Origin of the sequence: Streptococcus sp. DD11 (genome assembly GCF_001578865.1) — a bacterium.
In the GTDB taxonomy this organism is placed as follows: domain Bacteria; phylum Bacillota; class Bacilli; order Lactobacillales; family Streptococcaceae; genus Streptococcus; species Streptococcus panodentis.
The window spans coordinates 294,512-301,855 of sequence record NZ_KQ969395.1 but is presented as its reverse complement, the minus strand read 5'-3'; the positions used below and the strand labels follow the sequence as shown (position 1 = coordinate 301,855).

The following is a 7,344-nucleotide window of genomic DNA, read 5'->3' as shown; positions in this document are numbered from 1 at the left end:
ATTCAGCGCATTTTGACCGGAACTTTGACTTGACAGAAACGGTGGATGTTCCGACTCCGAACCGTCAAAGAACGGATACGCCCAAAGGCTCAGCCTTTGGCGACTGGGACCTGCGCCGCGAAGCGATTGTCCGTCAGGCAGAACCGGCTTCTTCGGCTCGTGTTGAACGCTATGCAGAGACCAATGAAGATGATGATGAGCTTGAAACACCGCCATTTTTCAGAAACCGTTAATCTAAGCCATGGATTTGCAGAATAATAAGGAAGCCGTTTTTCAGGCCGTTGAAGAAGCGGCTGAAAGGGCCAATCGTTCAAAAGATTCAGTAAAGATTATTGCCGTGACCAAGTATGTTGACTGTCAAACGGCTCAGGAACTCGTCCGCACCGGAGTGACGCATATCGGCGAAAATCGGGTGGATCAGTTTCTGGAAAAATATGAAGCTCTGAAAGATGAAAATCTTACTTGGCATCTAATCGGCAGCCTGCAGAGAAGAAAAGTAAAAGATGTGATTCATCTTGTCGATTACTTCCATGCTTTGGATTCTGTCAAATTGGCTCAGGAGATTGACAAAAGGGCTCAGCATGTGATTAAATGTTTCCTGCAGGTAAACATTTCTCAAGAAGAAAGCAAGCACGGTTTTCGGCTGGAAGAGCTGGATGCTGTCCTGCCTCAGCTTGAATCCTTGAAAAATATTTGCATTGTAGGCTTAATGACAATGGCTCCATTTGAGGCTAGTCACGAGGAGCTGAATCAGATATTTGATACAGCCCGCCAACTTCAAAAAGAATTAAAAAGAAACAGTTAAAAACATGCCTTTTTCTGAATTAAGCATGGGAATGAGCCGGGACTATCCTCAGGCTATTGCCAACGGCTCAACCTATGTCAGAATCGGTACCGCGTTTTTTAAATAGGAAAGAACTATGTCATTAAAAGATAGATTTGATAAATTTATAGATTATTTTACGGAAGATGGAGAGGAGACGGACGTACAGGAACGGACCGCAGCTGCTCCTGTTGCTCCTGTTAAGCAGCAGCAGAAGCCTGCACTGGTACAGTCCAAGCCTGCCAAAGAAAACCGGCCGGCCCGTCCAGCTGCTTCAGCTGCCTCGTCGCAGCCGCCGCAGCAGAAATCTCCGACAGAAAACATTACGCGCCTGCATGCGCGCCAGCAGGAGCTGGCTCAGCACCGTGCCAATGCGGATGAGAAAATTACCATTGATGTGCGCTATCCGAGGAAATACGAAGAAGCAACAGAGATTGTCGATTTGCTCTTGGCGAATGAAAGCATCCTGATTGATTTCCAGTATATGACAGAGGTGCAGGCACGACGCTGTTTGGACTACCTTGACGGTGCACGCTATGTCTTGGCCGGCAACCTGAAAAAAGTTGCCAGTACCATGTACTTGCTGACTCCAATCAATGTAGTGGTCAATGTAGAAGATATTCGCCTGCCAAATGATGTTGAGCTGAGCGAATTTGACTTTGACATGAAGCGCAGCAGATAAGAGACAGAGATATGATATTTTTTATTCTTCAAGCCGTATCGAATCTGTTTAACCTTTATTCAGCGGTCTTGCTTATCTATGCGCTGTTGTCCTGGTTTCCAGGGGCCTATCAGACCAAGTTTGGCCAGCTAATAACGGCTCTTTCGGAACCCTATTTAAAACTTTTCCGGAAGCTGCCCTTGCAGTTTGCAGGGCTTGATTTCACAGTTTGGATTGCTATTCTGGCTTTACACCTTTTAAATCGCTTGTCTTTCAGCTTATTAGTAGCTCTCTTGTTTTGATACTATGATAAAAGACATCTATCAGCATTTTTCACATGAGGATCGGGACTTTATTGACAGGAGCTTGGAGCTTTTTCAAAGGGTAGAAAATACCTATGCTTTTGAAGCAACTTCTTTTCTGAATCCGCATCAGGTACTGATTCTGAAAAATATTGGCAAAGGCTATGATGTACAGGTCTTCGCCAGTTCGGATTATTATCCCAGTGAATGGGCCAAGGTGCTTGTTGCCCCTTCTTACTATGAGCTGGACCGGGAGGATTTTGGACTGACCTTGCTGGAGATTTCCTATGCCAGTAAATTTTGCAAAATCAGCCATGCCCAAATCATGGGAACCCTGCTTAATCAGCTGGGCATTGAGAGGCGGACTTTTGGCGATATTCTGGTTGTTGGAGAACGGGCTCAGTTATTTGTGGACAGCCGCTTGGCGCAGTACTTTATGGACAATGTTTCAAAAATTGCCAAAGTACCTGTCAGACTGAAAAAAGTTGCTGCCGGCGAACAGCTCAGGGTTGAGCAGGAGGCTGTCACCAAAGACATCTTGGCATCAAGCCTTCGTCTGGATAAGCTGGTGGCCAGCACCTTCAGATTGTCCCGGAGTCAGGCTGCTCAGCTGATTTCAGGAAAGCATGTGAAAATGAATTATGCTGTTACTGACAATCCCAGTCGGCAAGTCGGGCTGGATGATTTAATCAGTGTTAGAAGATTTGGAAGATTTAAGGTTTTAAGAGAAAACGGCTTTTCCAAAAACGGAAAATATAAGTTAACTGTTGAACTATTCGCTAGTAAATGAGGAGGAAGTATGGCACTTACAGCATTAGAAATTAAAGATAAATCGTTCGGAACCAAATTTAGAGGCTATGATGTTGAGGAAGTAGATGAATTTCTTGATATTATCGTCCGGGATTATGAAGATTTGGTCCGCGAAAATCATGAAAAGGAAGCAAAAATCCGCAATCTGGAAGAGCGTCTGACTTATTTCGATGAGATGAAAGACTCTCTCAGCCAGTCCGTTCTGATTGCTCAGGATACTGCTGAGCGGGTCAAGGTAGCGGCCAATGAGCGTTCGACCAATATTGTTCGTCAGGCTGAGCAAGATGCTCAGCATCTCTTGGACGGAGCTAAGTACAAGGCAGATGAAATTCTGCGTCAGGCGACAGACAATGCCAAGAAGGTGGCGATTGAGACAGAGGAACTAAAAAACAAAACCCGTGTTTTCCATCAGCGCCTCAAGTCCACTATCGAAAGCCAGCTCAGCATTGTCGACTCATCGGAATGGGAAGAAATTTTGCGTCCGACAGCTACTTATCTGCAGACCAGTGATGATGCTTTCAAGGAAGTCGTAGCCGAAGTTCTTGGAGAGGAAGCCCTTATCCGTGAGGAAGAAGTGGATGTGACCCGTCAGTTCTCTCCGGAAGAAATGGCGGAGCTGCAGGAGCGCATCGAGGCAGCGAACCGTGAGCTGGCTGCGACGCAGGCTTTTTCACCGCTCAGTGATGAAGACTTAGAAGCGCATCAGGCAGCAGAAAAGGACACAGAGGGCGGAGATGACCAGGATGACTCAAACGGCGAGCAAAAAATTCCAGTAAATATTTTATAAGATTGCAGAAACACGAGGCTGACAGAATACTGAAAGCGAGCAGGTGAGGGTGAGAGACCTGCAGTCCCTTTTGCCAGGCTTATCATTTTGCAGATTCAAATCTGAAATCAGTAGGATTTGACGGCCAGTCTTCGTTACAGACTAAGATTCTGTGTCTATAAAGAAGCCTTCGTCTAGCAGGCTTATCTGTGATGCAGATTCGAAGAGGGACAGGAGCTTTTTCTGTCTGAACAAAGGTGGTACCACGAATTTTCGTCCTTAGGAGAAATTTGTGGTCTTTTATTTTGTAATCAATCATTCATGAGGAGAAAAAATGAAACTCAAAGAAACACTCAATCTTGGGAAAACAGCCTTTCCGATGCGGGCCGGTCTGCCCAATAAGGAGCCAATCTGGCAGAAAGAATGGGATGAGGCTAAGCTTTATCAGCGCCGGCAGGAGCTGAATGCAGGCAAGCCGCATTTTATCCTGCATGACGGGCCTCCCTATGCCAATGGCAATATCCATGTCGGCCATGCTATGAATAAGATTTCCAAGGACATCATCGTTCGCTCTAAATCTATGTCTGGCTACTTGGCTCCCTACATCCCAGGCTGGGATACCCACGGTCTGCCCATTGAGCAGGTTTTGGCCAAGAAGGGCGTCAAGCGTAAGGAGCTGGATTTGGCAGAGTATCTGAGAATGTGCCGGGACTATGCTCTCAGTCAGGTAGACAAGCAGAAGGAAGATTTCAAACGGCTGGGCGTTTCTGGTGACTGGGACCATCCTTATATCACACTGACCCCTGACTATGAAGCGGCCCAAATCCGTGTCTTTGGCCAGATGGCCAAAAAGGGCTATATCTACCGCGGTGCTAAGCCGGTCTACTGGTCTTGGTCTTCTGAGTCAGCCTTGGCAGAAGCCGAAATTGAATACCATGATTTGGTTTCTACCTCTCTTTACTATGCCAATCGGGTCAAGGACGGCAAGGGAGTGCTGGACACAGATACTTATATTACCGTCTGGACGACCACGCCCTTTACCATTACAGCCTCTCGCGGTCTGACGGTTGGTGCGGACTTTGACTATTTGGTGGTGAGACCGGCCGGAGAAAGCCGAAAATTTGTCGTGGCTGCTGATCTCCTGAACACTCTCTCTGAAAAATTTGGCTGGGAAGATGCGGAAGTTGTGGCCAGTCACCGCGGAGCTGAGCTCAATCATATCGTGACAGAGCATCCTTGGGATTCGGATGTAGATGAATTGGTCATCCTAGGGGAGCACGTGACTCTGGATTCTGGTACGGGTATCGTCCATACGGCGCCCGGCTTTGGTGAGGATGACTACCGTGTCGGTGTAGCCAACGGGCTGGAAGTAGCCGTGACGGTCAATGAACGCGGCATCATGATGGACAATGCCGGCCCAGACTTTGCAGGCCAGTTCTATGACAAAGTCGTGCCGACTGTTATTGAAAAGTTAGGCCATCTGCTCTTAGCCAAGGAAGAAATCTCTCACTCCTATCCTTTTGACTGGCGGACCAAGAAGCCCATCATCTGGCGGGCAGTACCGCAGTGGTTTGCTTCCGTCTCGAAATTCCGTCAGGAAATTTTAGATGAGATTGAAAAGGTCAAATTTCATTCCGAATGGGGCAAGGTCCGTCTCTACAATATGATCCGCGATCGCGGCGATTGGGTCATCTCCCGTCAGAGGGCTTGGGGTGTGCCTCTACCGATTTTCTATGCAGAAGACGGCACGCCAATCATGACAGAAGAGACTGTCGAGCATGTAGCTCAGCTCTTTGCGGAGCATGGCTCAATCATCTGGTGGCAGCGTGAAGCCAAAGATTTGCTTCCTGCCGGCTTTACCCACCCAGGATCTCCAAATGGTGAATTTACCAAGGAAACAGACATCATGGACGTGTGGTTTGACTCAGGTTCATCCTGGAATGGTGTGGTGGTCAACCGTCCTGAGCTGACCTATCCAGCTGATCTCTATCTGGAAGGCTCCGACCAATACCGGGGCTGGTTTAACTCTTCTCTAATCACCTCCGTAGCCAATCATGGAGTAGCTCCCTACAAGCAAATCCTGTCTCAGGGCTTTGCCTTGGACGGTAAGGGAGAAAAGATGTCCAAGTCTCTGGGCAATACCATTGCGCCTAGTGATGTGGAAAAGCAGTTCGGGGCAGAAATTCTCCGACTTTGGGTGACCAGTGTGGACTCCAGCAATGATGTCCGCATTTCCATGGATATCCTCAGCCAAGTCTCTGAAACCTACCGCAAGATCCGCAATACCCTGCGCTTCCTGCTGGCCAATACTTCTGACTTTAACCCGGCTCAAGATGCTCTTTCTTATGAAGAGCTCCGCTCGGTTGATAAGTACATGACCATCCGCTTCAATCAGCTGGTAGCAACCATCCGCAAAGCCTATGCTGACTTTGAATTTCTGACGATTTACAAGGCCATTGTCAACTTTGTCACCGTGGATTTGTCTGCCTTCTATCTGGACTTTGCCAAGGATGTGGTCTACATCGAAGGGGCTAAATCGCTGGAACGCCGCCAGATGCAGACTGTCTTCTATGATATTTTGGTTAAAATTACCAAGCTTTTGACTCCAATCCTGCCGCATACGGCCGAGGAAATCTGGTCCTATCTGGAGCATGAGGAAGAAGACTATGTCCAGCTGGCTGAGTTGCCAGAGCATCAAAGTTTCCCTAATCAGGAGGAGATTTTGGATACTTGGTCTGCTTTCATGGACTTCCGCAGCCAGGCCCAGAAAGCTCTGGAGGAAGCCCGCAATGAAAAAGTCATCGGGAAGTCTCTGGAAGCTCACCTGACTGTTTATCCAAATGAAGTTGTCAAAACCTTACTGGAAGCAGTCAACAGCGATGTCGCTCAGCTGCTTATCGTGTCTCAGCTGACCATTGCGGACGGTCCTGCTCCGGAAACTGCTCTGGCCTTTGAGGATGTGGCCTTTACAGTGGAGCATGCCTCTGGTCAGGTCTGCGACCGCTGCCGCCGTGTTGACGAGACGGTCAGAGAGCGCAGTTATCACGCTCAGATCTGTGACAACTGTGCAGCAATTGTGGAAGAAAACTTTGCTCAGGCAGTAGCAGAGGGCTTTGAAAGCAAGTAAGGGTTGATTTTCAAAAATATAAAAAAAGGCTCTGCCCTTGATGGCGAGCCTTTTTATATCGTCATTTAGTTTCTCTTTTATTACTTTGTTAGCTCGCCTTGCCCTGCTTTTGAGACTTCCTCACGGAAGCTCTATCCGCAACCTCAAAGCACTGCTTTGAGCTGTCTGCGGGCTCACTGCCTCGTACTAAAAAACTATAACTTAGCTGTTTCTATTTTAGCGAGAATGCTTTGCAGCTGAAAGAGCTCAGAGGAGGTCAGCTGCTGCAAGGCTTGGCTGGCGCAGGTATTTTCAAAACCAATCAGCTGATCATAAAGTTTGAGCGCTTGGCTGCTGGGATAGAGTTCCTTGAACTTCTTGTTTTGAGCGTTGGTTTTTTGACAATCAGGCCTCTTTCCTCTAGCTTCCCGAGGGAGCGGCTAAGGGTGGTTTTGTCAATCTGAACCATTTCTGCCAATCGTGATTGACTGAGGCCTTCATTTTCGACAATGCGAGTCAGCAGTAAAAATAAATTATTGTCCAGACCGCAGGAACGGGCTTGCTGGTTCATCTTCAGCATGGCTTGTCTGGAAATCAGGCCCATCTGTCGGAAAAGTTGGCGGTAATCCATAGGAACTCCTTGTTAGTTGCATTTGCATTTATTATACAGAAAAAATCGAGAGGAAACAAGTATGCGGCAGGTAAAAAGTTTTGAGCAATTAACGGCCTTAGAATTTTATAAATTTCTAAGGCTGCGCCTGAAAACCTTTGTGGTGGAGCAGGACAGAGTCTACAATAATCTGGAACGGGCGGTGGGACAGAACTAAATTTTTAAAAATTTAGTTCTGTCCCAGCCCCGCGAGGCTCTCACAGTCC

At 47.5% G+C, this 7,344-nt stretch carries 6 protein-coding genes and 3 pseudogenes; 8 read left to right on the top strand and 1 reads right to left on the bottom strand.

Features of this window, described 5'->3' with window-relative positions; genetic code table 11:
- The 7 genes and pseudogenes from STRDD11_RS14500 to ileS form a co-directional block, all read left to right on the top strand.
- A pseudogene (locus tag STRDD11_RS14500) lies at window positions 1-233 on the top strand (cell division protein FtsZ); the annotation flags it as partial.
- 8 nt (window positions 234-241) lie between these two features.
- Window positions 242-911, top strand: a pseudogene (locus STRDD11_RS09165) (YggS family pyridoxal phosphate-dependent enzyme).
- A 9-nt stretch (window positions 912-920) separates the two neighbouring features.
- The gene (locus tag STRDD11_RS09160; RefSeq protein ID WP_128837061.1) at window positions 921-1,505 is read left to right on the top strand and encodes a cell division protein SepF; all 585 of its coding nucleotides are present in this window, start codon (window positions 921-923) and stop codon (window positions 1,503-1,505) included.
- A gap of 11 nt (window positions 1,506-1,516) precedes the next feature.
- The gene (locus STRDD11_RS09155) at window positions 1,517-1,786 is read left to right on the top strand and encodes a YggT family protein (protein ID WP_128837060.1); all 270 of its coding nucleotides are present in this window, start codon (window positions 1,517-1,519) and stop codon (window positions 1,784-1,786) included.
- A 4-nt stretch (window positions 1,787-1,790) separates the two neighbouring features.
- Window positions 1,791-2,576, top strand: coding sequence for a YlmH family RNA-binding protein (locus tag STRDD11_RS09150; protein WP_128837059.1), 786 nt, complete (start codon window positions 1,791-1,793; stop codon window positions 2,574-2,576).
- Between the two features lie 9 nt (window positions 2,577-2,585).
- Window positions 2,586-3,383: a DivIVA domain-containing protein gene (locus STRDD11_RS09145; protein WP_128837058.1), complete on the top strand. Its 798-nt coding sequence runs from the start codon at window positions 2,586-2,588 to the stop codon at window positions 3,381-3,383.
- Between the two features lie 313 nt (window positions 3,384-3,696).
- Window positions 3,697-6,489 carry an isoleucine--tRNA ligase gene (gene ileS / locus STRDD11_RS09140; protein ID WP_128837057.1) on the top strand — a complete coding sequence of 931 codons (2,793 nt, stop codon included), beginning with the start codon at window positions 3,697-3,699 and terminating at the stop codon, window positions 6,487-6,489.
- A 194-nt stretch (window positions 6,490-6,683) separates the two neighbouring features.
- Here the strand turns inward: ileS and STRDD11_RS09135 are convergent.
- Window positions 6,684-7,099: pseudogene (locus STRDD11_RS09135) on the bottom strand (MarR family transcriptional regulator).
- Window positions 7,100-7,160: 61 nt separating this feature from the next.
- Here STRDD11_RS09135 and STRDD11_RS14900 point away from each other — a divergent pair.
- On the top strand, window positions 7,161-7,295 hold the full coding sequence (locus STRDD11_RS14900) for a hypothetical protein (protein WP_277592849.1): 135 nt from the start codon (window positions 7,161-7,163) through the stop codon (window positions 7,293-7,295).
- The last annotated feature ends 49 nt before the right edge of the window (window positions 7,296-7,344 follow it).

Coding starts and splice junctions, on each gene's coding strand:
- ileS (WP_128837057.1), top strand. CDS start 3,697: ATGAAACTCAAAGAAACACTCAATCTTGGGAAAACAGCCTTTCCGATG.
- STRDD11_RS09145 (WP_128837058.1), top strand. CDS start 2,586: ATGGCACTTACAGCATTAGAAATTAAAGATAAATCGTTCGGAACCAAA.
- STRDD11_RS14900 (WP_277592849.1), top strand. CDS start 7,161: ATGCGGCAGGTAAAAAGTTTTGAGCAATTAACGGCCTTAGAATTTTAT.
- STRDD11_RS09150 (WP_128837059.1), top strand. CDS start 1,791: ATGATAAAAGACATCTATCAGCATTTTTCACATGAGGATCGGGACTTT.
- STRDD11_RS09155 (WP_128837060.1), top strand. CDS start 1,517: ATGATATTTTTTATTCTTCAAGCCGTATCGAATCTGTTTAACCTTTAT.
- STRDD11_RS09160 (WP_128837061.1), top strand. CDS start 921: ATGTCATTAAAAGATAGATTTGATAAATTTATAGATTATTTTACGGAA.